This window comes from Acidovorax sp. 100 (assembly GCF_003688355.1).
Lineage (GTDB): Bacteria > Pseudomonadota > Gammaproteobacteria > Burkholderiales > Burkholderiaceae_C > Acidovorax > Acidovorax delafieldii.
Genome location: NZ_REFD01000001.1, coordinates 4,219,618 through 4,242,415, shown reverse-complemented (window position 1 = coordinate 4,242,415; position 22,798 = coordinate 4,219,618). Strand labels below are relative to the sequence as shown.

General features: G+C 66.5%; 18 protein-coding genes. 8 read left to right on the top strand and 10 right to left on the bottom strand.

The window, feature by feature from the left end; translation table 11 throughout:
- Positions 1–36: 36 nt before the first annotated feature.
- From C8C96_RS19425 to C8C96_RS19405, 5 genes are all read right to left on the bottom strand, one after another.
- The gene (locus tag C8C96_RS19425; protein WP_099729790.1) at positions 37–1,005 is read right to left on the bottom strand and encodes a porin; all 969 of its coding nucleotides are present in this window, start codon (positions 1,003–1,005) and stop codon (positions 37–39) included.
- A gap of 447 nt (positions 1,006–1,452) precedes the next feature.
- Positions 1,453–3,438 carry a TonB-dependent siderophore receptor gene (locus C8C96_RS19420; protein ID WP_370107401.1) on the bottom strand — a complete coding sequence of 662 codons (1,986 nt, stop codon included), beginning with the start codon at positions 3,436–3,438 and terminating at the stop codon, positions 1,453–1,455.
- Positions 3,439–3,714: 276 nt separating this feature from the next.
- Positions 3,715–4,464: a TonB-dependent receptor gene (locus C8C96_RS19415; protein WP_121943343.1), complete on the bottom strand. Its 750-nt coding sequence runs from the start codon at positions 4,462–4,464 to the stop codon at positions 3,715–3,717.
- A gap of 259 nt (positions 4,465–4,723) precedes the next feature.
- Positions 4,724–4,948: a hypothetical protein gene (locus C8C96_RS19410; protein WP_056743372.1), complete on the bottom strand. Its 225-nt coding sequence runs from the start codon at positions 4,946–4,948 to the stop codon at positions 4,724–4,726.
- Positions 4,945–6,147 carry a PepSY domain-containing protein gene (locus tag C8C96_RS19405; RefSeq protein WP_121943342.1) on the bottom strand — a complete coding sequence of 401 codons (1,203 nt, stop codon included), beginning with the start codon at positions 6,145–6,147 and terminating at the stop codon, positions 4,945–4,947. Before C8C96_RS19405 ends, C8C96_RS19410 begins: the two co-directional genes overlap by 4 nt.
- Before the next feature lie 593 nt (positions 6,148–6,740).
- Between C8C96_RS19405 and C8C96_RS19400 the strand changes: the two genes are divergently transcribed.
- Positions 6,741–7,388 carry a hypothetical protein gene (locus C8C96_RS19400; protein ID WP_147455693.1) on the top strand — a complete coding sequence of 216 codons (648 nt, stop codon included), beginning with the start codon at positions 6,741–6,743 and terminating at the stop codon, positions 7,386–7,388.
- Positions 7,389–7,556: 168 nt separating this feature from the next.
- Here the strand turns inward: C8C96_RS19400 and C8C96_RS19395 are convergent, their stop codons facing one another.
- The 5 genes from C8C96_RS19395 to bfr all read right to left on the bottom strand — a co-directional run bounded on the left by C8C96_RS19395 (position 7,557) and on the right by bfr (position 13,293).
- Positions 7,557–9,731, bottom strand: a complete 2,175-nt coding sequence (locus C8C96_RS19395) for a TonB-dependent siderophore receptor (RefSeq protein WP_121943341.1) — start codon at positions 9,729–9,731, stop codon at positions 7,557–7,559.
- A gap of 177 nt (positions 9,732–9,908) precedes the next feature.
- Positions 9,909–10,241: a DUF3325 domain-containing protein gene (locus tag C8C96_RS19390; RefSeq protein ID WP_121943340.1), complete on the bottom strand. Its 333-nt coding sequence runs from the start codon at positions 10,239–10,241 to the stop codon at positions 9,909–9,911.
- A gap of 5 nt (positions 10,242–10,246) precedes the next feature.
- A complete protein-coding gene (locus C8C96_RS19385) occupies positions 10,247–12,085 on the bottom strand; it encodes a PepSY domain-containing protein (RefSeq protein WP_121943339.1) in 1,839 nt (612 codons plus the stop codon).
- Positions 12,082–12,390: a DUF3649 domain-containing protein gene (locus C8C96_RS19380; RefSeq protein WP_121943338.1), complete on the bottom strand. Its 309-nt coding sequence runs from the start codon at positions 12,388–12,390 to the stop codon at positions 12,082–12,084. Before C8C96_RS19380 ends, C8C96_RS19385 begins: the two co-directional genes overlap by 4 nt.
- Before the next feature lie 426 nt (positions 12,391–12,816).
- Entirely contained in the window at positions 12,817–13,293 is a 477-nt protein-coding gene (gene bfr / locus C8C96_RS19375) for a bacterioferritin (protein ID WP_099729799.1), read from the bottom strand.
- A 284-nt stretch (positions 13,294–13,577) separates the two neighbouring features.
- On the opposite strand from bfr, the gene ahpC reads away from it, so the two are divergent.
- From ahpC to C8C96_RS19340, 7 genes are all read left to right on the top strand, one after another.
- On the top strand, positions 13,578–14,153 hold the full coding sequence (gene ahpC / locus C8C96_RS19370; RefSeq protein WP_121943337.1) for an alkyl hydroperoxide reductase subunit C: 576 nt from the start codon (positions 13,578–13,580) through the stop codon (positions 14,151–14,153).
- A gap of 154 nt (positions 14,154–14,307) precedes the next feature.
- Positions 14,308–15,921, top strand: a complete 1,614-nt coding sequence (gene ahpF / locus C8C96_RS19365; protein ID WP_121943336.1) for an alkyl hydroperoxide reductase subunit F — start codon at positions 14,308–14,310, stop codon at positions 15,919–15,921.
- A gap of 187 nt (positions 15,922–16,108) precedes the next feature.
- Positions 16,109–16,462 (top strand): hypothetical protein, encoded by a 354-nt coding sequence (locus C8C96_RS19360; protein ID WP_121943335.1) that lies wholly within the window; start codon positions 16,109–16,111, stop codon positions 16,460–16,462.
- A gap of 179 nt (positions 16,463–16,641) precedes the next feature.
- Positions 16,642–17,919: a TolC family protein gene (locus tag C8C96_RS19355; protein WP_121943334.1), complete on the top strand. Its 1,278-nt coding sequence runs from the start codon at positions 16,642–16,644 to the stop codon at positions 17,917–17,919.
- 36 nt (positions 17,920–17,955) lie between these two features.
- Entirely contained in the window at positions 17,956–18,528 is a 573-nt protein-coding gene (locus C8C96_RS19350; protein ID WP_121943333.1) for a hypothetical protein, read from the top strand.
- Positions 18,525–19,655, top strand: coding sequence for an efflux RND transporter periplasmic adaptor subunit (locus C8C96_RS19345; protein ID WP_121943332.1), 1,131 nt, complete (start codon positions 18,525–18,527; stop codon positions 19,653–19,655). The genes C8C96_RS19350 and C8C96_RS19345 overlap by 4 nt, the downstream gene beginning before the upstream one ends.
- 9 nt (positions 19,656–19,664) lie before the next feature.
- A complete protein-coding gene (locus tag C8C96_RS19340; RefSeq protein ID WP_121943331.1) occupies positions 19,665–22,784 on the top strand; it encodes an efflux RND transporter permease subunit in 3,120 nt (1,039 codons plus the stop codon).
- Positions 22,785–22,798: the final 14 nt, after the last annotated feature.

Sequence of the window (22,798 nt, the reverse complement as noted above, 5' to 3'; positions counted from 1 at the left end):
CTCCCACCAGTCAGGGCAGCAGCGTGTGGGGCGCTATCAGAAGTTGTGGCGCACGCCCACGGCGAAGGAGCTAAAGTCGTTACCCGGAGCCGACACGCCGTAGGTGGCAGCCTGGCTGTTGTTGATGCGGGTGTAGTACGTGTAGATCTTGGTGCGCTTGCTCAGGTTGTAGTTGTAGCCCAGCGTGTACTGGGTGGCGGCGCTGTTGGACACGTTGGAGTAGTTCCCGGCACGGCCCACGTTCACGTGGAACTCGGACACGCCCATGATGTAGGCGGCCGACAGGCGCAGGTTGGTGCGGTTGCCGCCGTTGGCGATGAACACGTTCTTGTCGCGTTGCACGTAGGCGCCCATCACGAAGGGACCGGTGGAGTACGAAGCGCGCACTGCGAACTGGTTCTGGTCGCCCAGCTTGGAGTAACCGGCGCCCAGGCCCAGCTTGCCGATTTCGTAGTTGGCAGCCAGGTCCATGCTGTTCTTGCCGCCGGTGCCGCTGGGCTGCTCGTGCTGGGCCCAGCCGGCTTCGAACGTTGCGCCGCCCAGGCTGGGGGTGCGGTAAGCGATCTTGTTGATGTCACGGGCGGGGTAGGCGTACAGGGCGTCAGCCGACGAGCCAGTGTCGTGGTTGTGGTTGCTGATGAAGTCGGCCGTGGCGTAGTACGACTCGGACGTGAAGTTGCCCAGGCGCACCATGCCGAAGCCGCCGGACAGGTTCACTTCGCTCTGGCGGGCAAAAATGCCGCGCGAGTCGGTAGCGCCGGAGCTGGAGTCAAAGCCGCTTTCGAGCTGGAAGCCTGCCATCAGGCCGCCGCCCAGGTCTTCCTGGCCCTTGAAGCCAAAGCGGGAGGAGTTGTTGAACAGGCCGGTCTTGGAGACATCGCCGTCTTTTTGGTGTTCAAAGCTGGTGTTGACCCGGCCGTACAGGGTGACGCTGCTCTGTGCAAAGGCAGCAGACGTACCCACCAGGGCCAGCGCGGCGAGGGCGCAGCGGTTCAATGTTTTCATTCGCGAGGTTCCTTAAATCAAATTTTGTTTGATGACAAATAATCACCGGCCAAAAACGCACAGGGGTGATGCCTTCGGGCCGCCGCTACAAGCAAGTTTGGTGCCTGTGGTGATGTGATCGTTGCACTTTGCAACGGAAGGGGATGCTACTGGCCGCCGTGATTGGCCGCCAGCGGGGTAAACACCTTTTTGTCATCAAGATGTCGTTGCGGCGCAACATGGTTCTGGTAGGGCATGCCAGAACCGACCCGGGGCGTAGCCCGGCACCCCCTTTAAGGTAGCGAAGGCAGCGCAAGGCCCGCGCGGGCTGCGATCGGCGTGTCGCACTGCCCGGGCTGCTGCCGCCGTGCAGGCGCTGCAAGGGCCGCGAGGATTGCAGGCGCTGCAGGGCGGCTGGTGGGGTTCGTGGAGTGGGCGACGACCCCTTGAGGGATCGTCAACGGGCCCCTAGAACCGATAGGTCGAGGTCAGCGTGTAGGTGCGCGCCTGTCCGTAGAAGCAATCCCCGCGTGCCAGGCACTGGGTGATGTGCACCTTGTCGGTCAGGTTGACCACGTTGAAGGCCACGCGCCAGTCGCCAGCGTCGTAGGCCAGCATGGCATCGGCCAGGGTGGCGGCAGGGGTGCTGATGGCGCTGGTGCCGCTCCATTGCGAGCCGGTGTAGCGCACGCCCGCGCCCACCACCCAGCCGCCACGTCCTTGCGCTGCAAAGCGGTGGCTCAGCCAGGCCGATGCGGTGTGCCGGGGCACGCTGGCCACGGGCTGGCCCTGGTCGCCTGCGTTGCTGCGGCTGATCTTGGCGTCGGTGAATGCGTAGCCCACCGTGAAGTCCCACTGGCGCGCCAGGCTGGCCTGCACCTCTGCCTCGAAACCGTTGACCTTTACTTCGCCGATCTGCAGGCTGTTGAGCGGGTTGCCGGGGTCGGTGGTCTTGCGGTTCTTCTCGCGCAGGGTGTACACAGCGGCAAACGCACTGATGCCCTGGCCTGGCGGCTGCCACTTCACGCCGGCCTCCCACTGTTCACCGCGCTGGGGTTTGTAGGGGGTGCCGTACGCGTCGAGCCCACCCAGGGGCTGGAACGATTCGGAGTAGCCCACATACGGCGCCCAGCCGCCATCCATCTGGTACGTGACGCCTGCGCGTTTGGTCCAGGCCTTGTCGTCCACGGCAGCGGCAGGGCGGCCTTCGGTATCGGTCTGCGCACTGTCGTGGCGCAGGCCCAGCGTGGCCGTCCAGCGACCCCATTGGATCTGGTCTTGCGCGTAGAACCCCAACTGCTTTTGCACCACGCTGGGCTGGCGCACCAGCTGCGCCGCAGTGGGCGGTGTGAAGTTGCCGTACACGGGGTTGTACACGTCGATGGACGACGCCACCGCGCGCCAGGCCTGCTGGCCGGTGTGGTTGCGCTGCACGTCCAGGCCAGCGAGCACTGTGTGCGCGGTACTGCCCGCCTGCAGCTTGCCTTCGAGCTGCGTGTCGATGAGCAGCATGCGGCCGGTGTTGAGGTTCCACACCGCATCGCGCACCAGCGTGCGGTTGTCGCTGTTGAACACGGGGCGCGCAGGGCGGCCGGTCCCAGCGTTGGCAGTGAAGCTGGTGTAGATGGTGCGGTAGTCCACCTCGCTCACGGTGCGGCGCAGGTTCTGGCGCACTGTCCAGTCGCTGTTCAGACGGTGGCTGAGCAGGTAGCCCCAGGAGTTGTTGCTGGTGTCATACGCGTCCCAGCCCGGCTCGCTGATGAAGGTGTTGCGCGGGATCTGGCCGTACTGGCTGGGCAGCTGCGTGCCTTGCCACGGGAAGAAGCCAATGAGCGAGCCGCTTTGGTCCTTCTGGTGCAGCGCCTGCAGCGTCAGCGACGTGTCGGCATTGGGTTTCCAGGTGAGCGATGGCGCAAACACCACGCGGTTGTCGTCCACATGGTCCACCTGCGTACCGCTGTCGCGGCCCACGGCCACCAGGCGGTAGAGCCACTGGCCGTCCTGGTCGAGTGCGCCCGTCAGGTCGGCGGCGATCTGCTTGCGCGCGTTGTTGCCCAGCTGCACCTGCACCTCGCGCAGGGTGTCGGCCTGCGGGCGTTTGCTGGTCAGGTTGAGCACGCCGCCCACGCTGCCCTGGCCGTACAGCACGGAGGTGGGGCCGCGCAGAAACTCCACACGTTCCAGCGTGTACGGGTCCGGCCGGCTGGTGTTGTAGGTGCCGTAGGTGCGCAGCAGGCCGTCCTGGTACTGGCTCACCGTGCCGCCGCGTGCGGCAAAGCTGTCCACGCGGCTGTCGAAATAGTTGGACACCGCGCCCGCTGTGTATGCCGTCACCTGCCGCAGCGTCTGGACGCCCTGGGCTTCCATCTGGTCGCGGGTGATCACGCTGATGGCCTGCGGCGTTTCGATGAGTGGGGTGTCGGTCTTGGTGGCGCTCAGGGCGCGCTTGGCCACAAAGCCGGTGACGGGTGCGGTGGGGTTCTCCTGCCCCGCGCCCGAAGAGACGGTGACAGGGGCCAGCGTGGTCTCGGCCGTGGTGGTCGGAGCGGTTTGTGCATGGGCAGCGGCGCTGCACAGCAGCAGCAGGGCGGCCCGTGCCACCGCGGTGCGCGGCGCGCGGCATGCGCGCGAATTGGATGCGGAAGGATGCATGATTTGCTATTAATTAGATAGCTACTTGGGCATATTCGACTAGCGCAAGCGGCCGTTTTGGCTTGAAATGAGCGCCGCTCAGCGTCCCGCAGGTGCGGGAGTGGCCGCTGGGGGCAGGGACGGCGACGGCATGCCGTCGGCCAGCACAAAGCTCAGCGTGGTCACGTAGCTGGCTTCGCCGTACGGCGCGCCATGTGCCTCACCCGGCGTCTTGTCGCTGTGCTTCACCTCGGCCACGTACTGGCCCTTCCAGGGGGTGACGAAGGTCACTGTGCCGTCTTCACCGGCCTCGGCCTCGCGCGTCCAGCCCGAGGGTGCGGCCAGCTGCACCTTGGCCTTGGGCAGCGGTGCGCCCTGGTAGACCACTTTCAGCTCACCGGGCTTGCCGGTGGGCACCAGGTCCAGCGGGGCGGTGGGGGTCACAGGCTTGGCCAGGCTGGCCACCCAGCGGGCCGAGGGCTGCCAGACCATCGCGGGCAGGTTGCGCTTGCTGCGGTCGATCAGCGGGTAGCTGGCGGTGGCAAACAGGGTGTCGGGCGTGCCGGCGGCGGGGTAGACAAAAGCGTCCTTGCCCAGTTGGCCTTCCACACGCTGGGCGGCGGCGCCCGTGCGTTGCTGTTCGAGCACGGGCACGCCCTTGAACTGGTCCAACCGGCCGGGCGAAGTCTCGCGCAGGTTGTCGTTGAACTCCCCGAAGTGCAGGCGCGCCTGACCCCCGGCGTTTTCCAGCCACACCTGGTGCGCGTGGACAGGGGCCAGTGCGGTCACGCTGGCGATGGTCAGCGCGGCAGCCAGCCAAGGGCGTGGGAAGGTGGGAGCACAAGACATGGATATTTCCTCTCTTTGGTTTGGGATTCGGGAACGCCGCCAAAAAGCGCAGCGCGCAGCCCGCCGCACCACCTCCAGGGTGGGTGCAGCAAAGCTCACTTCTTGATAGCTGCCTGCGCTTTTGGGATAAGCGCTGGGTGGCTTTTTGATCTGAACGTTGCAGCGCCCGGCTCACACCGGACGACAGCGCAGATCGGTGGGCCGTGGGGCCCGCTTCAGCGACCGCCATGAGGTCGTCATGACAGCCGCCGGAAAACGCTCACAACGCCGCGCTCGCGCGCGGGTTCTTTGCTGGGGGAGTCGGCACCGGCGCGCGCGGCCGGCCGTACCAGCCCATCACCCCCACGGGGATGCCCAGCGCCACCCACGACCACCAGTCGCCCCAGGTGTCGGACACCAGGGCCGTGAGCAGCCCGGTGGTGGTGAGCACACCCATCACGATGGGCCCGCCCCACAAGGCCCAGAAAGGGCGGTGCTTTTTCATGCGGCCCCCTCGGTGGAGCGCGCGGCGCCCGATGTGGGCAATGCGCCGCCAGCCAAGTGAGCGGTGGCGCTGCCCACGGTTGGTGTTGCGGGGCTTGCGGCCTGCACGCCCTTGCGCAGCCACAGGTACAGCCCGCTGCCCAGCACCACGATGGTGGCGATGTCGAGCAGCGCCCAGAGGATCTTCATCGGCATGCCGCCGTAGTCGCCAAAGTGCAGCGGCTGCGACACGAGCAGCGCCGTCATGTACCACGGCAGCGTGGGCGATGCGGTGACCTGCGCTGTGCGCGCGTCCACCAGCACGGGCTTGAGCAGGCGCGAGGTGAGCGGCTCGTTGCCGCGCAGGAAAAACGTGTTGTGGTGCGGGCTGGAAAACGCCGTGCCCGGGAACGCAATGAACGACAGCTTGGTGCCCGGCGCCTGGGCCTGCGCGGCCTCCAGCGCCTGCTGCAGCGGCCCCCGCTCTGCAGCGGGCACGATGGGCTGGCCCTCATACGGCTTGAGCAGCACCGAGAGCTGGTCGTACTGCCAGTACTTGATGAGCAGGTCGGCCCACGTGTTGATCATGCCCGTACCGCCCACCACAAACGCCCACACCAGCGTGACGATGCCCAGCAGGTTGTGCAGGTCGAGCCACTTCACCCGCGTGGACCGATCCCGCCGCACCTCGCCAAACGCCAGCTTGCGCATGAACGGCGCATACAACACCACGCCGGTGACGATGGCCACCAGCAGCAGCAAGCCCATGAAGCCCAGAAACAGCTTGCCTGGCAGCCCCGCGAACAGGTCCACATGCAGCTTGAACATCACGTACATGAAGCCTTCGTCAAACCGTGGCTGCGCCAGCACCTGGGCCGTGCGGGCATCCACCGCCACTGAGCGGAAGTCATCGGTGGGCGCCGGGGTGGGCGTGAGCGTGACGAACCAGACGTTGTCATCGTCCTCCGCATGCGACGCGAACTGCACCACCCGCTCGGGGTGCAGCGCCTGTGCAGTGGCCAGCACCTTGTCCAGGCTCGCGCGCGGCGTGTTGGCAGGCATGGCGGGCGCCTCCACCTCGGTGCCCAGCAGGTGGCCGATTTCGTGGTGAAAGATCAGCGGCAGGCCGGTGATGCACAGCAGCAGCATGAAGACGGTGCACACCAGGCTGGACCATTTGTGGGTCCAGCTCCAGCGGCGCAGGGCGGTGGGGCTCAGCATGGGGCGGGGTGGTGAGGGCCGTCATGCAATCGGACCACCGCCAGCGCCGCCCACGGCACGGGGCACGCTGTCGCAACAGAGAAGGCGCAAAAGTGGTTCATCAAGCCAGACAACCCGGAAACATCGGAAGACGGTGGGTGCTGGCTGCAGCCGGGAGGCCTGTTCGATGGCTCGCGGCAAGGACTATGGCTGGCGGAAACTCAATTTTACATTGCAAATGGGAATTGTTTGTATTCGTGATTGTGCTGGGGGTAGAGGTGTTGCGAAATGGATTCAGCCATGCTGCCCATGCGGCGCTTTGAGGCAGAGACGGCTCTGCGCGCAGGGGCTGCAGGTGCAGGGCGGGGTTGGCGCCTGCAGGCTATATTCCTCTCGCCCCAACGCGCTGGTTTGGCAGACACTCGCACCGGCGTTTGATATCAGCCCATCGGCTTCAAACCCAGGCTGCGAGCCGCTTTCAGGAGAACTCTGTGTCCACGATATCCCGCGTCGTTCAGCCTGTCGCGTACGCATTTGCGGCTTGCATGGGTGCCTTGTGTCGGGCGCTGCACAGGGCTGTCTTGCTTGGGCTCGCTGTTCTGGCCGTTGGGTGTATGGGCAACGTGCACGCCGCAGACGAAAGCACATCTGCTGAGCGAAAAGCCCGACTCGCAATTCCCCCCGAGTTTCGGTATCTCGACTTTGTCCTGGCCGCTGCGGAAGGTGATTTGAACGGTGACGGCGTTCCCGACCGGGCCATGCTGTTGATGGGACGCAAAGGCGAAGGCCCGCAAGAGGAGCGGCTGTTCGTCCTGACCGGAAAGGCGGATGGCGGCTATCAGGTGCTCTCGGTGTCCGGCGAGTTCTGCCACCCCAGCAAGTTCTACAACCTGGACATTAAAAACAATTCATTGTTCGTTCAGGCGGTCTACTACGCCGACGCCGCCCGGTTCTCGGGCTTCACGCTGCAGTTCCGCTACAACCCCAAGACCAAAGACCTGGAACACATCGGCGAGCAGCAGGACGACGAAGACTATTCCAGCAACTCCTACCACCGCGTGAGCCTCAACTACCTGACCAACGCCGCCATTCATTCGCGGCGTGCTGGCAAGAAGTACAAGGAGGCGAGAGGCCGGATCGTTGATGGTCCGGGCGTGCTTCCTTTGAATGGGTTCGTCTGTGAAGGCTATGGCATGACGGGTTCTTCGGTCTACCTGGATGAAAACTTCAAGGTGCACCAGAAGGGCGTGACACCTCCGTGATGCGGAGCGGGTTCACCGCAAGAGCCCGTAGTACGGGTTGATGACAGCCAAGCCATGTTCCAGCACGCGGCTGCGGCCGATGGAGTGCCGTTCTTGGGCATCAGGCAGAAGAGGCCACATTCCTTTGAAACTTGGGTCCTTGGACCCCTTCCGCCGTTCACCTGAGCTTCAGAACCGCGTCCGTAACGTCACCTGCAGCGCGCGTGGCGAGCCCGGCAGGATCAGGTTGTCGTTGCTGCCGTGCGCCGACACGTAGTACTTGCGGTTGGCCAGGTTCTTGATGTTCACGTCCACATCCCACTGGCCCAGCGTGTACTGCAAGGCGGCATCGAGCGTGGTGTAGGCGGGCAGGGTAACCAGATTGGTCAGTGAGGTGAAGCGGGCGCCCACATAGTTCACGCCGCCACCCACGCGCAGGCCGTGGCCGAGGTCCTTCATGGCCCACAGGAAGGCCGAGTTGCGGGGCGTGAGCGCAGGCACTTTGCCCTGGGCGGCAATGGCAGCGGTGGGCAACTGGGTGGAGGTGGTGGTGGCCAGTGATTTCGTCATGCGGCCATCCAGCCAGGCGTAGCCGGCGCTTACATCCCAGCGGCCGGGCAGGCGGCCGTTGGCGGTCAGCTCCAGGCCGTTGGTGCGTTGCGTGCCCACGTTGATCTGGCGCGAGGGGTTGGTGGGGTCGGTGTTCTTGATGTTGGTGCGCTCCAGGTTGAAGAGCGCGCCCGTCACGTTCATGCGGCCATCGAGCAGGTCGAGTTTCACGCCGATTTCCTTGTTCTGCGTGATCTCGGGTTCGTTGGCGGTGTTGTTGGCAGCCAGCGCAAAAGTCTCTGCCGAGGGCTGGAACGACTTGCTGTATGACACGTAGTACGACACCGCGTCGCTGGGCTGCCAGACCAGGCCTGCGCGGGGGCTGAACTTTTTGTCGGTGCGCGACAACGCGGAGAGCTTGCGGTCAAACTCGGTCTGCTGCTTGAACACGTCGTAGCGCGCACCCACCAGCGCCTTCCACTCCGGGGCCAGCGTGATCTGGTTCTGCCAGTACAGCGCCGCTGTGTCTTGGGTGGTGTGGCTGGGGATGGCGCTGTCGGCGGTGTAGCTGGCGGCAGGTATCACCGGCGCGGCTACGCCGGCGGGGTTGAAGATGGAGACGCGGTCTGCTCCACCCGACACGGACTCCGCGCGCTTCTTCTGCTGGCCCAGTTCCATGCCCATCAGCCACTCCTGCTTCAGGCCCCCGAGCTGGTTGCGCCAGGTCACGTCGGTCTGGTTGAACAGGCCGCTTTCGTCGCGCAGGATGAACGAGCGTGTGCGGCCCACGGTCAGGTTCACCGGGTTGGTGGTGCCGCCGGGCAGGGTGTTGTAGCGATCCAGCGTGTAGTCGTATGCGCGTGTCACATTGCGCACTGACCAGTCGTCGTTGAAGCGGTGGTTGAGGGTGGCCGCCAGCGATTGCATGGTGCTGGTGGTGGTGTCGTCTTGCGCGGCGTTGCTGGATCCGTAGTAGGTGCTGGCGGGCACGTTCACTGGACGGCCGTTGAGTGCGGGAATGCCGAAGTCCGTCAGGCGCTTGTCGCGGGCGTTGGTGTACTGCAGCAGCAGGTCGGTCTGCGCCGCGAGCTTGAGCGCGAGCGACGGCGCGAAGTTGTGGCGCTTGACGAACTGCTGTTCGCGGTAGCTGCCCGAATCTTCGACGGCGGCGTTGATGCGGAAGGCTGCGGTGTCGCTGAGGCCTACATTCACATCGGCCGTGGCGCGGCGAAAGGCGTAACTGCCCAGACCCAGAGAAGCCTCCCCCGATGTCTCGCCAAACTTGGGTTTCTTGGTCACGCGGTTGATCAGGCCGCCCGAGGAGCCGCGCCCGTACAGCACGGCGGCAGGGCCCTTGAGCACCTCCACGCGCTCGATGTCGGCCAGGTCGCGGAAGTACAGCGCATCGTCGCGCACCCCATCCACAAACTGGTCGGCAATGGCGGTGAAGCCACGGATCACCACCTGGTCACGCTGGCCGTCGCCGTGGCTCATGGCCACGCCGGGTACGTTGCGCAGCACGTCTTCCATCGACCGCGCACCCTGGTCGCGCATGAGCTGCTCGGGTACCACGTTCACGGCTTGGGGCACATCGCGCAGCGGCGCGCTGCCCTTGGTGGCCGAGGTGCTGACGGCGGGCGAATAGCCGTCATCGCCGCTGGTGGATTGCACGGTGACCTCGCCCAGCGTCTGGGGCGGCGCAGAGGGCGGTGTTGCTTGTGCCAGCGCGGTGCCACAGAACGCGGCCAGGACGGCAGCGGCCAGCGGGTGCAGGGCCTGGGGGTGGCGGAAGGGGCGGCGGAAAGGTGCGTGCATGGTTTGTCCTTGGTGTGTGCGCAACGCGGTTGAAAACGGCTCCGCAGGCACCGGGCCTGGCGCGGGCCCATGGGGCCGGTGGCTGGGAGGGGCGCAGAGAGCGGGATGAAAAAATGCAGAGGTGAGAGGCGGATCAGAAAGTGCGACGAGCCAGAGGGGCCGCCGCATCCTTTCCGCTCACAACCCCCCGGCCCAGGCGGCGAGGCCTGCCAGCAGGGCCAACCCCGCCAGCAGCGGTGTGCGCCGGGGCTGCCAGGTCACAGTGGCCGTCACGGCCACGGCTGCTACTGACAGGGCCACGGCCCATGCGGTCACGCCGAGCGAAGCGGGCACGCCATCGGCCGGATGTGCGGCCAGCCAGAGCGACAGCAGCAGCAACAGCCACCCGGCGCGGCGCAGCTGTTGCAGGCGGTGGGCCACGCCTTCACGGCCCGTGGCGTCTTCGTGGTGGCGGTCCATGCCCAGCGCCATCGCCGACCAGGCCGCAAAACACAGCAGAAATGCGGACATGGTGTTCAAGCCCCCGAGGTGGAGACGGACACATCGGGTGCGGAATGCAATGCAGCCGTAGGGTCGGTGCGCAGTGTCTTGGCCGCTGCGGTGGTGCCCCGGGGCCAACGGCCCGGGCGCAGCCGCCACGACAGCCAGCCCAGCACCAGCCCGGTGGTCAGGAACGCCAGGTCCATGCTGGCCCACACCCATTCGCCCGCAGGCAGCGTGACGCCCAGGTGGGTGTGGGTGGTCAGGGCGTTGATGACAGGCAGCAGCCCCCACACCAGCCCCGCTGCGCCCAGTGGCACCGACCAGCCCATGCGGCTAGGCCGCACCACGGCGCAGGCCAGCGCCCACACCAGGGCCAGGCCCCAGGCGCTGAAGAACCAGGCCAGTTCCACATCGGCCCGGCCCTCAGCGTTCATCGGGATCAGGCGGTTGGAGGCGATGTACACGCCGCAGGCCAGCGGCAGGCCCGCCAGCGTGGCGATGTTGATGGCTGCCACCAGGCGCTCGCCAAACGGCGCCTTGGTGGGTGCGACGCCCGCCCTGTTGTCTTTACTGGCGGCGATCCCTGTGCGGCTGGCCTGCGTCTGCGACTTGGCGCTGCGCTTGACCGACCACAGCACCATGCCGGTGGCGATCATCAGGCTGCCCAACACGCCAAAGCCAAACAGCGCCCAGCGCAGGCCGATGTCGGCAAACCGCGCCATGTGCAGGCCATACAGCACGCCATAGGTCTTGACGGCGGGGCCGGTGGCATCGGCCTGGTCCAGCCACTGGCCGGTGGTGGCGTCAAACAGCAGGCGCGGTGGTCGGTATTGCAGGCGGTCGCCTTCGTGGCGCGTCACCTCGACCACGGCGCGGCCCTTGGCGTCGCGGCGCGCCTGCAGGCTGCCGATGCGCCCGCCATCCCAGCGGGTGCGCGCTTCGGTCAGGATCGACGGCAGTGCAATAGCGGGCAGGGGCTCTACCTTGTCGCCCGGTCTGCGCCGGGGGCGGCTTTCGGCTTTCTCGCCCTGCAGGTCGGCAAAGTACGTGTTGGAGTCCACGCCGTTCTCGCCCTTGTAGGCGGTGGCAATGCCTGCAGGCATGTAGAGCGTGTGGAAGATCATCAGCCCGCTGAAGGTGATCATCAGGTAGAACGGCAGCACGAGTACACCGCTGACGTTGTGTGCGTCCAGCCAGGCGCGCTGGCCACCCTTGGTGGGGCGGAAGGTGAAGAAGTCCTTGAAGATGCGGCGGTGCGTGATCACCCCCGAGATCAGCGCTACAAACATCAGCATGGTGGCTACGCCCACCACCCAGCGGCCTTCGAGGGTCCAGCGCCCCTTCTGCGCGGTGCGCAGCTCGAAGTGGAAGCGGTAGAAGAAGTCGCCGCCCATGGTCTGGCGCGCGTCGATGGCCTCGCCGGTCTGCGGGTTCATGCGCAGCGTCTCGAAACGGCCATTGCCCGTGTCGCGCCACAGGATGTTGACGGCAGGGTCGCGGTCGTCGGGCAGGTGCATGATCCACTGCGTAACGTTGGGCACCCGGCGCACCAGCGCGTCCAGGGCTTTTTGCGCCACCTGCGGATCGGTGGCATCCACCGGCTGCAGTCCATGCATCTCGGGGCGCATCCACAGGTTGAACTCGTTCTTGAAGAACGACAGCGTGCCGGTCAGGAAGATCGCAAACAGCAGCCAGCCCAGGATCAATCCGGCCCAGGTGTGCAGCCAAGACATGGCCTGGCGGAATCCCTCACGGTCGTTGGGCGCTTTGGGCTTCTTGGCTGAGCGTGCTGCTTCAGACGCAGTGTTGGCCGCGGTGGCTGCAGGGGCCCGTTCGGCCGGGGTTTGCGATGGGAGTGTGCTGCTGGTCATGCCGCTGCCTTCATCCAATGCGGTGCCGTGGCGCTGGCGCCCAGCACCAGTGCAGGCAGCAGCGTGCCACCCCAGGCGCCCCAGGCGGTGCGTGTGTAAAAAGCCCAGCCAGCGGCGGTGGCATACACCACCCACGAGAGCATGGTGGCCGTGAGCACAGCCTCCACGCGGGGCATGCATTGCGCTAGCAGGAGCGACAGCGCCGCCGAGAAGCCTGCCGCCAGCGCGTAGCCGCCCCCTATCGCCGCCACGGCGCGGGAGGTGATGGCCAGCCGGTAGCGTCCATTGACGCGGGTGCCCTTCATGGCAGGGCCCGGGGAGATCCGGGAATGTGTGTTGGCGAGGGCCCCGCAAGGCAGGGGCGGGTCGTACGGTGCGGCATCAGCAAAGAGCTCCAGACAGGTGTGTGGGTACAAAACGCACAAACGCTGGCTGCAACGGGCGGCTGGAGCCGGGTTGACTGGCTTGCTGGCGGGCTCGGGAATCAGGGTGTCACTGAACCCGGCCGCTGGTGGTAGGCTGACATTCTACTTTTGTTGAGAAGCATTCGCATTTGTGTTGCGGGAATTTTCTTCCGTTGATGTGCACTTGCAACAACCCGTGATCGCAGGGGGCATTGCTATCCGGGAGAAATATCCTCAAAGCTGCAGCGCGCAGGCACAAAAAAACGGGCCTAAGCCCGTTTTGATTTTTCTGCCCGCTTTCGTGGACCGATTTGGCGATCCGTGGCCTTACTCCACATCGCCCATCTGCGACTGCAGGTAGTTCTGCAGGCCCACCTTGCCGATCAGATCGATCTGGGTCTCGAGGAAGTCGATGTGCTCCTCGGTGTCGTCCAGGATCTTTTGCAGCAGGTCGCGCGATACATAGTCACGCACGCTTTCGCAGTGGGCGATCCCATCCTTGATGGTGGCTTGGGCGCCTTGTTCGGCGCGCAGGTCGCAGGCCAGGATCTCTGGCACGTCTTCGCCGACCTGGATCTTGGCCAGGTCCTGCAGGTTGGGCAGGCCGTCCAGCGTGAAGATGCGGTCCATGAGCCAGTCGGCATGCTTCATCTCGCCGATGGATTCCGAATACTCCTTCTTCGCCAGCTTGTCGAAGCCCCAGTGCTTGAGCATGCGGTAGTGCAGGAAGTACTGGTTGATGGCGGTGAGTTCGTTCTTGAGCTGGGCCTGCAGATGGCCAATGACCTGTGCGTCACCTTTCATGGGGACTCCTTGTAATGTGTGGATTCGGCGCTGATTGTCGTGACCCGCATCCAGCAGCGCAAGGCAAGCCCCTGCTGTGGCGCGCGGGCTGCGTGTGATGCTGAGAGGCGTTCGCGTTCACATCTTGTGTGCCCCGCGGCGCACCAGGGTTGTCACCGGGAGGTCGCACAGGGCGTTGTATAGTAATTGGCAATTGATTCGATGTAATCAATTAATTGGATTGATGGCTTGGAAATGCCTAAACTTCAGTCCTGTTCAGTCAACCAACCACAAAGGAAACAGCAATGTCCCTGATCAATACCCAAGTTCAGCCCTTCAAGACCACCGCTTTTGTCAACCGTGCCGGCAAGGGTGAATTCATCGAAGTGACCGAGCAGTCCCTCAAGGGCAAGTGGTCCGTGCTGATCTTCATGCCTGCAGCCTTCACCTTCAACTGCCCCACCGAAATCGAAGACGCTGCCGACAACTACGCTGAATTCCAAAAGGCCGGTGCCGAGGTTTACATCGTGACCACCGACACCCACTTCTCGCACAAGGTGTGGCACGAAACCTCCGACGCCGTGGGCAAGGCCAAGTTCCCCCTGGTCGGCGACCCAACGCACCAGCTGACCAACGCCTTCGGCGTGCACATTCCTGAAGAAGGTCTGGCACTGCGTGGCACGTTCGTGATCAACCCCGATGGCGTGATCAAGACCATGGAAATCCACTCCAACGAAATCGCCCGCGACGTGTCGGAAACCCTGCGCAAGCTCAAGGCTGCCCAGTTCACCGCCGCCAACCCTGGCCAAGTCTGCCCCGCCAAGTGGAAGGAAGGCGCCAAGACGCTGACGCCTTCGCTGGACCTGGTTGGCAAGATCTAATCCACGGCTCCTCCAAAGCCGGACAGCGTCATGGCGCCATCGCGCCATGCCGTCCGGCTTTTTTACGCCCGGACGTTGACAAGCAGGCTTGAACTGCAGCCTTTTTGGCGTCACCCTCCCAGACACCACAACTCGAATTTCAAAGGACACCACCATGCTCGACGAACAACTCAAGACCCAACTCGCCGCCTACCTGGAGCGCGTGCAGCAGCCGTTTGAGCTGGTGGCTTCCCTGGACGACAGCGAGACGGCGCGCGACATGCGCGAGCTGCTGACGACCATCCAATTCCTGCGCAGCGACAAGATCACCCTGCGCACCGACGGCAACGATGCACGCAAGCCATCTTTCAGCCTGCAGCGCGTGGGCGCCACCAACAGCCTGCGCTTTGCCGGCCTGCCGCTGGGCCACGAGTTCACCTCGCTGGTGCTTGCCCTGTTGTGGACGGGCGGCCACCCACCCAAGGTCGAGCAGGATGTGATCGACTCCATCAAGGCGCTGGACGGAGACTTCAACTTCGAGGTCTACATGAGCCTGACCTGCCACAACTGCCCGGACGTGGTGCAGGCGCTGTCGCTCATGGCCATCGTCAACCCGAAGATCAAGACGACCGTGATCGAAGGCGGCGCCTTCCAGCAGGAAGTGAACGACCGCGAAATCATGGCCGTGCCCATGGTGTTCCTGAACGGCCAGGTATTCGGCTCGGGCCGCATGACCATCGAAGAGATCGTCGCCAAGCTCGACACCGGCTCTGCCGCCCGCGAAGCCGCCAAGCTCAGCGCCAAGGATCCGTATGACGTGCTGATCGTCGGTGGTGGCCCCGCTGGCGCGGCAGCTGCCGTGTATGCCGCCCGCAAGGGCATCCGCACCGGCGTGGCGGCCGAGCGTTTTGGCGGCCAGGTGAATGACACGCTGGCCATCGAGAACTACATCTCGGTACTCGAAACCGATGGCCCCAAGTTCGCCGCCGCGCTCGAAGCCCACACCCGCGCCTATGGCGTGGACATCATGAACCTGCAGCGCGCCGACAAGCTCATCCCTGCTGCGCAGCCCGGTGGTTTGATCGAAGTGCAGCTGGCCAACGGCGGCTCGCTCAAGGCCAAGACGGTGATCCTGTCCACCGGCGCCCGCTGGCGCAACGTGAACGTGCCCGGCGAAGCCGAGTACAAGAACAAGGGCGTGGCCTACTGCCCGCACTGCGATGGCCCGCTGTTCAAGGGCAAGCGCGTGTCGGTGATCGGCGGCGGCAACAGTGGTGTCGAAGCCGCGATTGACCTCGCTGGCGTGGTGGCCCACGTCACGCTCATCGAATTTGCCGACCAGCTCAAGGCCGACGCCGTGCTGGTCAACAAGCTCAAGAGCCTGTCCAACGTGACCATCCACACCAACGCGCAGACCACCGAAATCACCGGCGCTGATGGCAAGGTCAATGGCCTCAAGTACAAGGACCGCGCGACCAACGTGGAGCACACCGTAGCGCTGGAGGGCGTGTTCGTGCAGATCGGCCTGGTGCCCAACACCGAGTGGCTCAAGGGCACGGTGGAGCTGTCCAAGTTCGGCGAAATCATCGTCGACTCGCACGGCCGCACCAACATCCCCGGCGTGTTCGCGGCGGGCGATTGCACCACCGTGCCTTTCAAGCAGATCGTGATTGCAGCGGGCGATGGCTCCAAGGCAGCGCTGAGCGCCTTTGACCACCTGATCCGCATGCCCGTGGTGGCCGAAGGGGCCAAGGCGCAGGCAGTGCAGCCCGAGGCCGTTGCTGCTTGATGTCGTGCAGGGGATGGGGGCGGATGCTGCCCTCGTCCCTGCAGGTAGGGCGGCCCGCAGCGTGAATCCAGCTGCGGATTCAGGCCTGGGCCTTTTGCCACTCAACCACGCAAAGTCCTTCAACCCGGTCTGGGCGATCCGCTGTTTTTGTAGGGGTTCTACAAACCTCCCTAGAATCCGGCTGCCCATGCGCCGCTTGCTGTTGCTCTTTCTCTTGGTGTTCATGCCGCTCCAGTCCATTTGGGCGGCTGCTTCGCCCTATTGCGGGCATGAAACGGCGCCGCAAGCCTCGCACTTTGGCCACCATGTGCACGATCATGTGGCCGATGAATCCCCTGTCCATCCAGCCAAGACATCCAGTGCCACCCCGGCGGACATGGACTGTCACGCCTGCCATGGTGCGGGCAGCGGTCTCGCGCACAGTCCCGGTGACCATGCCATCGTGGTGACTGCGGCACGCCCGCTGGCCCAGGCGGCACCAGCCTGGCCTCCAGCCCCCCTTTCACGCCCCGAACGCCCCAATTGGCCCTTCCTCGCCTGAGCGGCGAGGCGGGGGCTCTGGGCTGTCCCGTTTTCATTTTGTTGATGGTGTTGAAGAGCTGCCTTTTGAGGCTGTCGCGACGCGTGCGCTGACGCCTGCGCACGCTGCTGATCGTCTCTCCCTCCCATCGCGCCTCGCCGGTTTCAACCTGTGGCCCCTGGCCACTGCAGAGGAATCGGATGCAATCAACGAAACAACGACACCATGCGCCCGCCGCCGCCGTAGCGGCTATGGCGCTGGGCGTGGCACTTCTGGGCACTGCCGCACAGGCCCAGACCTCCAACCCCGGCACAGCGCCGCTCACGCTCCAGGCCCTGTTCGAGCAGGCCTGGCAACGCCAGCCCGAAGCGCAGTCTGCCGCCTTGCGGCGCGAGGCCGCGCAGGCCACACGCCGCGCGGCGGAAGCCTGGACGGCCGAGCCCGTGGCGCTGGAGCTGTCCACCAAAACCGACCGCCCCGGCAGCAACCAGGGCAGCCGCGAAGCCGAAGTGGGCCTGGCCCTGCCGCTGTGGCTGCCCGGCGAGCGCGCCCGCAAGGCCGCGCTCGCCGATGCGGAAGCGCAGGCGCTGGAAAGCCGTCAGCGCGCTGCGCAGCTGCAACTGGCCGCCACCGTGCGCGAAGCGTGGTGGGCGGCGCAGCGCGCGCAGGCTGACTGGGCCCTGGCGCAAGACCGGCTGCTGAACGCGCAGCGCCTGGCTGCCGACGTAGCGCGCCGCGTGCGCGCGGGCGACCTGTCGCGTGCCGACCAGGCGCAGGCCGACGGCGCCGTGGCCCAGGCCGAAGCCGCCATGGCCGAGGCCCAGGGCGCACGGGACTCAGCGCAGGCCGCACTGGCCGCCTGGGGCGTGCAGGCCGCGCCCACCATGGCGCTGGCGGACGGGGCAGAGCCCGAGCCCCCCGTGCCCGATGCCACGGCAGCCGCTGCCCAGCACCCTGCGGCGGCCGACTGGCAGGACCAGGCCGAGGTGGCCCGCCGCGCGGCCGACCTGGCCGCCGTGCAAACCCGCGCCAACCCCGAACTGACGGTGGCCGCCACGCGCGGCCGCGAGCAGGCGGGCGACCGCTACCAGCAGACCTTCACCGTGGGCCTGCGCATACCCCTGGGCGGGGGCGACCGTGCGCAGGCAAAGCAGGCTACAGCACGCGCCGATGCCATCGATGCCGAGGCGCGTGCTGCCGTGGAGCAGAGGCGCCTGGCCGCCGACATCGCCGCCGCCATGGCCCGTGTGAAAGCCACCCAGGCCCAGCGGGATGCGCTGGCACGGCACGCGGCCCTGGCGCAGGGCACACGCGGCTTTGTCGACAAGGCCTTCCGCCTGGGCGAAGCCGACGGCCCCACACGCCTGCGTGTGGAGCTGGAAGCCGCCCAGGCCGAACGCCAGCTGGCCCGCGCCCGCATCGATGCGGCCGCCGCCATCTCCCATCTGCGCCAGGCCCTGGGCCTGCTGCCGCAATGAACTCCCTGTGAATTTCGACCAATTTTTAAGACAACCATGACACTCTCTTCCGCTTTCTCCACACTGGGCCTGGCCCTGCTGCTGGGCTTGCTACCGCCGACCGCGCTGGCTGGCGCAGGCCATGACCATGGCGAAGCCCCCGCCGCCGCAGCGGGCACAGCCGTGCCGCGCTTTGCCGCCACCTCCGACCTGTTTGAACTGGTGGGTGTGCTCGACGGGCAAAAAATCGCGCTCTATCTGGACCACGCGGGTGACAACAGCCCCGTGAAGGACGCCCGGCTGGAGCTGGACATTGCAGGCACCAGCGTGCCCGTCACCCGCGTGGCCGAGGGCGAGTTCCAGGCCACCTTGGCCGCGCCGCTGGCCGAGGGCGTGAGCCCCGTCACCGCCACCGTGGCCGCAGGCACTGACACCGACCTGCTCGCAGGCGAGATCGACCTGCACCCCGCCGCCCACACCGATGCCGCACCGGCAGGGCTGGCCCGTCGCACCGCGCTGATCGCAGGGGCCGTGGCCGCCGTGCTGCTGGCGCTGGTCGCCGTGTGGGGTTTGCGCCGGGGCCGTACTGCCCGCATGGGCAACACCCAGCGCGTGGGAGGTGCAGCATGAAGCGCTTCCATCCCATGCCCTCTTGGCTGGCTTTGCTGATGGCCACCGCGCTCAGCGCCCCCCTGCCAGCCCTGGCGGGCCCCGGCCACGACCACGGCGACGCACCGCCCGCGCCCACCGGCAACGGCCCCAGCCGCCAGCCCGATGGCAGCGTCTTCCTGCCCAAACCCGCTCAGCGCCAACTGGGCGTGCGCACCCTGGAGGCAGCCACCGGGCAGCACGCCAAGGTTTTTGAACTGGCAGGCACCGTGGTGATGGACCCCAACGCGGGTGGCAAGGTGCAGTCCGTGCTGGCCGGGCGGCTGGAGGCCGGGCCCAAGGGCCTGCCCGGTGTGGGCCAGGCGGTGCGCAAGGGCGAGGTGCTGGCCTATGTGGTGCCCACGGCAGGCGCCATCGAGCGCTCCAACCAACTGGCCCAGCAGGCTGAACTGCGCGCCGCACGCGACCTGGCCGCACGGCGCGTGGCACGCCTGACCGAGCTGGCCGACACCGTGCCGCGCAAGGACATCGAGGCCGCCGAGAGCGAGCTGCACAGCCTCATCCAGCGCCTGGGCGCCGTGGGCGCGGGCCTGGCCACACGCGATGCGCTGGTGGCCCCTGTGTCGGGCGTGATCGCTTCGGCCAATGCCGTGGCCGGGCAGGTGGTGGACGCGCGCGAACTGGTGTTCGAGGTGGTAGACCCATCGCGCCTGCGCATCGAGGCCCTGGCTTACGACCCGGCACAGGCCCAGAGCGTGGCCGGTGCCACGCTGGTTGCGGGCGGGCAGCGCGTGCCCCTGCGCTTTGTGGGCGCGGCGCGCAGCCTGCGTGATCAGGCGCAGCCGCTGCAGTTTGCGGGCGACTCGTCTGCGCTTGGCACCTTGGCTCACTTGGCAATTGGCCAGCCGGTGCGCGTGTTCGTGCAGTCCACCGACAAGGTCGATGGCGTGCAAGTGCCCGCTGCCGCGCTGCTGCGCAACCCGGCCAACCAGACCATCGTCTGGGTCAAGGAGTCGCCCGAGCGCTTTGCGCCACGGGTGGTCACGGCGGTGCCGCTGGATGGCACCTCGGTGGCCGTGACCTCGGGCCTCCAGCCCGGCGACCGCGTGGCCACGCAGGGCGCTACGCTCATCAACCAGGTCCGCTAAGGAGTCACGATGTTCAAGTGGCTTCTCGAAAACAGCCTGGTCAACCGGCTGCTGGTGCTCATCGCCGCCGTAGTGCTCATGGCCTATGGCGCCTTCACGCTCTCGCGCACGCCGGTGGACGTGTTCCCTGACCTCAACAAACCCACCGTCACCCTCATGACCGAGGCGGGCGGTATGGCCGCTGAAGAGGTGGAGCAGCTCATCACCTTTCCGCTGGAGACCACCATGAACGGCCTGCCCGGTGTGGAGAGCGTACGCTCCACCTCCAGTGCGGGCCTGTCGTTCATCTACCTCACCTTCGACTGGAGCACCGACATCTACCGCGCGCGCCAGATGGTGTCCGAACGCCTGTCGTCCATGGAAGAGGGCCTGCCCAGCGGCATCACGCCGCGCATGGGGCCCATCAGCTCCATCATGGGCGAGATCATGCAGGTGGCCATCCCCATCGACGCGGGCAAGACCACGCCCATGGCCGTGCGCGAGTACGCCGACTGGGTGCTGCGCCCGCGCCTCATGGCCATCCCCGGTGTGGCGCAGGTGATCCCCATCGGTGGCGAGGTGCGCCAGTTTCAGGTGCTGCCCGACACGGCGCGCATGGCGGCGCTGGGCATCACGCACGACCAGCTCACGGGCGCGCTCAAGGGCTTTGCGGCCAACACCTCGGGCGGGTTTCTGGAGCTGGGCGGGCGCGAATACCTCATCCGCCACCTGGGCCGCACCTCGCGGCTCGAAGACCTGCAGAACCTGGCCCTCACCGCCAAAAACGGCCAGAGCGTGCTGCTGCGCCAGGTGGCCGATGCCACCTTTGCCGCCGCCACCAAGCGGGGCGATGCAGGCTTTGAAGGGCAGGGCGCCGTCATCCTGGGCATCCAGAAGCAGCCCACGGCCGACACCATCGGGCTCACGCGCAGCATCGAGACCGCGCTGGTGGACCTGAAGAACTCGCTGCCCGCAGGCATGGAGGCGCCGCGCGTCACCTTCCGCCAGGCAAGCTTCATCGAGGCATCGGTCACCACGCTGCAGGGCAAGCTCATGGGCGCTTCGGTGTTTGTGGCGGTGATTTTGTTCGTGTTCCTCGGCACGCTCAGGCCCACGGTGATTGCGCTCACGGCCATCCCGGTGTCCATCTTCATCACGGCGCTGGTGTTCAAGTATTTCGGCCTGTCGATCAACACCATGACGCTGGGCGGCCTGGCCATTGCCATCGGCGGCCTGGTGGACGACGCGGTGGTCGATGTGGAAAACGTGCTGCGCCGCCTCAAGATGGACCGCGCCAAGCACCCCCACCACCGCCTGCACCCCATCGAGGTGGTCAAGCTCGCGTCGATGGAAGTGCGCTCGGGCATCCTCTACGCCACGGCCATCATCGTGCTGGTGTTCTTGCCGCTGTTTGCGCTGCCGGGCATTGAGGGGCGGCTGTTTGTGCCGCTGGGCATTGCGTTCATCGTGTCCACGCTGGCCTCGCTGCTGGTGTCGGTCACCGTCACGCCGGTGCTGGCGTTCTACCTGCTGCCGCGCATGAAGAACCTCGACCATGGCGACACGCGCGTGGTGGCCTGGCTCAAGGCGCGCTATCGCAACGGGCTTGTGGCCGTGCTGGCGCGCCCGCGCACCGCCCTGGCCGTGAGTGCGGTGGCGGTGGCGCTGTCGGCAGCGGCGGTGCCGTTCTTCCCCACCACCTTCCTGCCCCCGTTCAACGAAGGCACGCTGCTCATCGGCATGCGGCTCAACCCCGGTGTCACGCTGGCCGAATCGAGCGCGCTGGCCCGCCAGGCCGAGGTGCTGGTGCGCCAGGTGCCCGAGGTCACGCACGTGGGCCGGCGCAGTGGCCGCGCCGAGCTGGACGAGCATGCCGAAGGCGTGCACGTGAGCGAGCTGGATGTGGGCCTGCTGCCTGCGGCCGAGCTCAAGCGCAGCGTGGCCGAGGTGCAGGCCGACATTCGCAGCCGCCTCGCGCACCTGCCTGCCGCCATCGCCATCGGCCAGCCCATCTCGCACCGCATCGACCACATGCTCTCGGGCGTGCGCTCGCAGATCGCCATCAAGCTCTTTGGCGACGACCTGGACACGCTGCGGGGCCAGGCCGAGGCCCTGCGCGCGCGGCTGGCGGGCATCCCCGGCCTGGCCGACCTGGAGGTGGAAAAGCAGGTGCTGGCGCCGCAGATCACTGTGCGCGTGGACTACGCCGCCGCTGCACAAATGGGCGTGCCCGCACCCCAGGTGCTGGCCGCGCTGCAGACGCTGGTAGAGGGCGAAAAAGTGGCCCAGGTGGTGGAGGGCAGCCGTCGCTTTGCGCTGGTGGTGCGCCTGCCCGACAGCGCGCGCTCCATCGACGGCCTGGCGCGTGTGCTGATCGACACGCCACGCGGCCCCGTGCCCCTGTCGCGCCTGGCCACCATCGAAGAGGGCGACGGCCCCAACCAGATCAGCCGCGACGATGGCAAGCGCCGCATCGTGCTCTCGGCCAACGCGCAGGGCAGGGCGCTGTCCGACGTGGTGGCCGACATCCGCCAGGCCGTGGGCGACACGCGCCTGCCCGAGGGCTACTTCATCACCCTGGGCGGCCAGTTCCAGGCGCAGGAAGAAGCCAGCCGCCTGGTGGGCCTGCTGGCCATCGTCTCGCTGGTGCTGATGTTTGTGGTGCTGTACACGCGCTACCGCTCGGCCACGCTGTCGGCCCTCATCATGGCCAACATCCCGCTGGCGCTGGTGGGTGCGGTGCTGGGGCTGTGGGTGTCGGGCCAGCCGCTGTCGGTGGCGGCGCTGATCGGCTTCATCACGCTGGCGGGCATCTCGGTGCGCAACGGCATTTTGAAGGTGAGCCACTACCTCAACCTGATGCGCGTGGAAGGCGAGCGCTTTGACACCGCCATGATCGTGCGCGGCTCGCTGGAGCGCCTGAGCCCCGTGCTGATAACCGCCCTGGTCACCGCCTTTGCTTTGGCCCCGCTGCTGCTGGAGGCCGAACGCCCCGGCACCGAAATCCTGCACCCGGTGGCGGTGGTCATCTTCAGCGGCCTCATCAGCTCCACGCTGCTCGACACCTTCCTCACCCCGGCCCTGTTCTGGCTGTTTGGCCGCAAAGACGCCGAACGCCTGCTGGACGACAAGAACGCCGAGGCGTTCTGAGCTTTTCTTGTTTT

What these genes read in the sequence shown, in the direction of transcription:
- C8C96_RS19425 (WP_099729790.1), bottom strand. Translation starts at nt 1,005, where the DNA reads ATGAAAACATTGAACCGCTGCGCCCTCGCCGCGCTGGCCCTGGTGGGT.
- C8C96_RS19415 (WP_121943343.1), bottom strand. Translation starts at nt 4,464, where the DNA reads ATGTCTTGTGCTCCCACCTTCCCACGCCCTTGGCTGGCTGCCGCGCTG.
- C8C96_RS19410 (WP_056743372.1), bottom strand. Translation starts at nt 4,948, where the DNA reads ATGAAAAAGCACCGCCCTTTCTGGGCCTTGTGGGGCGGGCCCATCGTG.
- C8C96_RS19405 (WP_121943342.1), bottom strand. Translation starts at nt 6,147, where the DNA reads ATGCTGAGCCCCACCGCCCTGCGCCGCTGGAGCTGGACCCACAAATGG.
- C8C96_RS19400 (WP_147455693.1), top strand. Translation starts at nt 6,741, where the DNA reads ATGGGCAACGTGCACGCCGCAGACGAAAGCACATCTGCTGAGCGAAAA.
- C8C96_RS19395 (WP_121943341.1), bottom strand. Translation starts at nt 9,731, where the DNA reads ATGCACGCACCTTTCCGCCGCCCCTTCCGCCACCCCCAGGCCCTGCAC.
- C8C96_RS19390 (WP_121943340.1), bottom strand. Translation starts at nt 10,241, where the DNA reads ATGTCCGCATTTCTGCTGTGTTTTGCGGCCTGGTCGGCGATGGCGCTG.
- C8C96_RS19385 (WP_121943339.1), bottom strand. Translation starts at nt 12,085, where the DNA reads ATGACCAGCAGCACACTCCCATCGCAAACCCCGGCCGAACGGGCCCCT.
- C8C96_RS19380 (WP_121943338.1), bottom strand. Translation starts at nt 12,390, where the DNA reads ATGAAGGGCACCCGCGTCAATGGACGCTACCGGCTGGCCATCACCTCC.
- bfr (WP_099729799.1), bottom strand. Translation starts at nt 13,293, where the DNA reads ATGAAAGGTGACGCACAGGTCATTGGCCATCTGCAGGCCCAGCTCAAG.
- ahpC (WP_121943337.1), top strand. Translation starts at nt 13,578, where the DNA reads ATGTCCCTGATCAATACCCAAGTTCAGCCCTTCAAGACCACCGCTTTT.
- ahpF (WP_121943336.1), top strand. Translation starts at nt 14,308, where the DNA reads ATGCTCGACGAACAACTCAAGACCCAACTCGCCGCCTACCTGGAGCGC.
- C8C96_RS19360 (WP_121943335.1), top strand. Translation starts at nt 16,109, where the DNA reads ATGCGCCGCTTGCTGTTGCTCTTTCTCTTGGTGTTCATGCCGCTCCAG.
- C8C96_RS19355 (WP_121943334.1), top strand. Translation starts at nt 16,642, where the DNA reads ATGCAATCAACGAAACAACGACACCATGCGCCCGCCGCCGCCGTAGCG.
- C8C96_RS19350 (WP_121943333.1), top strand. Translation starts at nt 17,956, where the DNA reads ATGACACTCTCTTCCGCTTTCTCCACACTGGGCCTGGCCCTGCTGCTG.
- C8C96_RS19345 (WP_121943332.1), top strand. Translation starts at nt 18,525, where the DNA reads ATGAAGCGCTTCCATCCCATGCCCTCTTGGCTGGCTTTGCTGATGGCC.
- C8C96_RS19340 (WP_121943331.1), top strand. Translation starts at nt 19,665, where the DNA reads ATGTTCAAGTGGCTTCTCGAAAACAGCCTGGTCAACCGGCTGCTGGTG.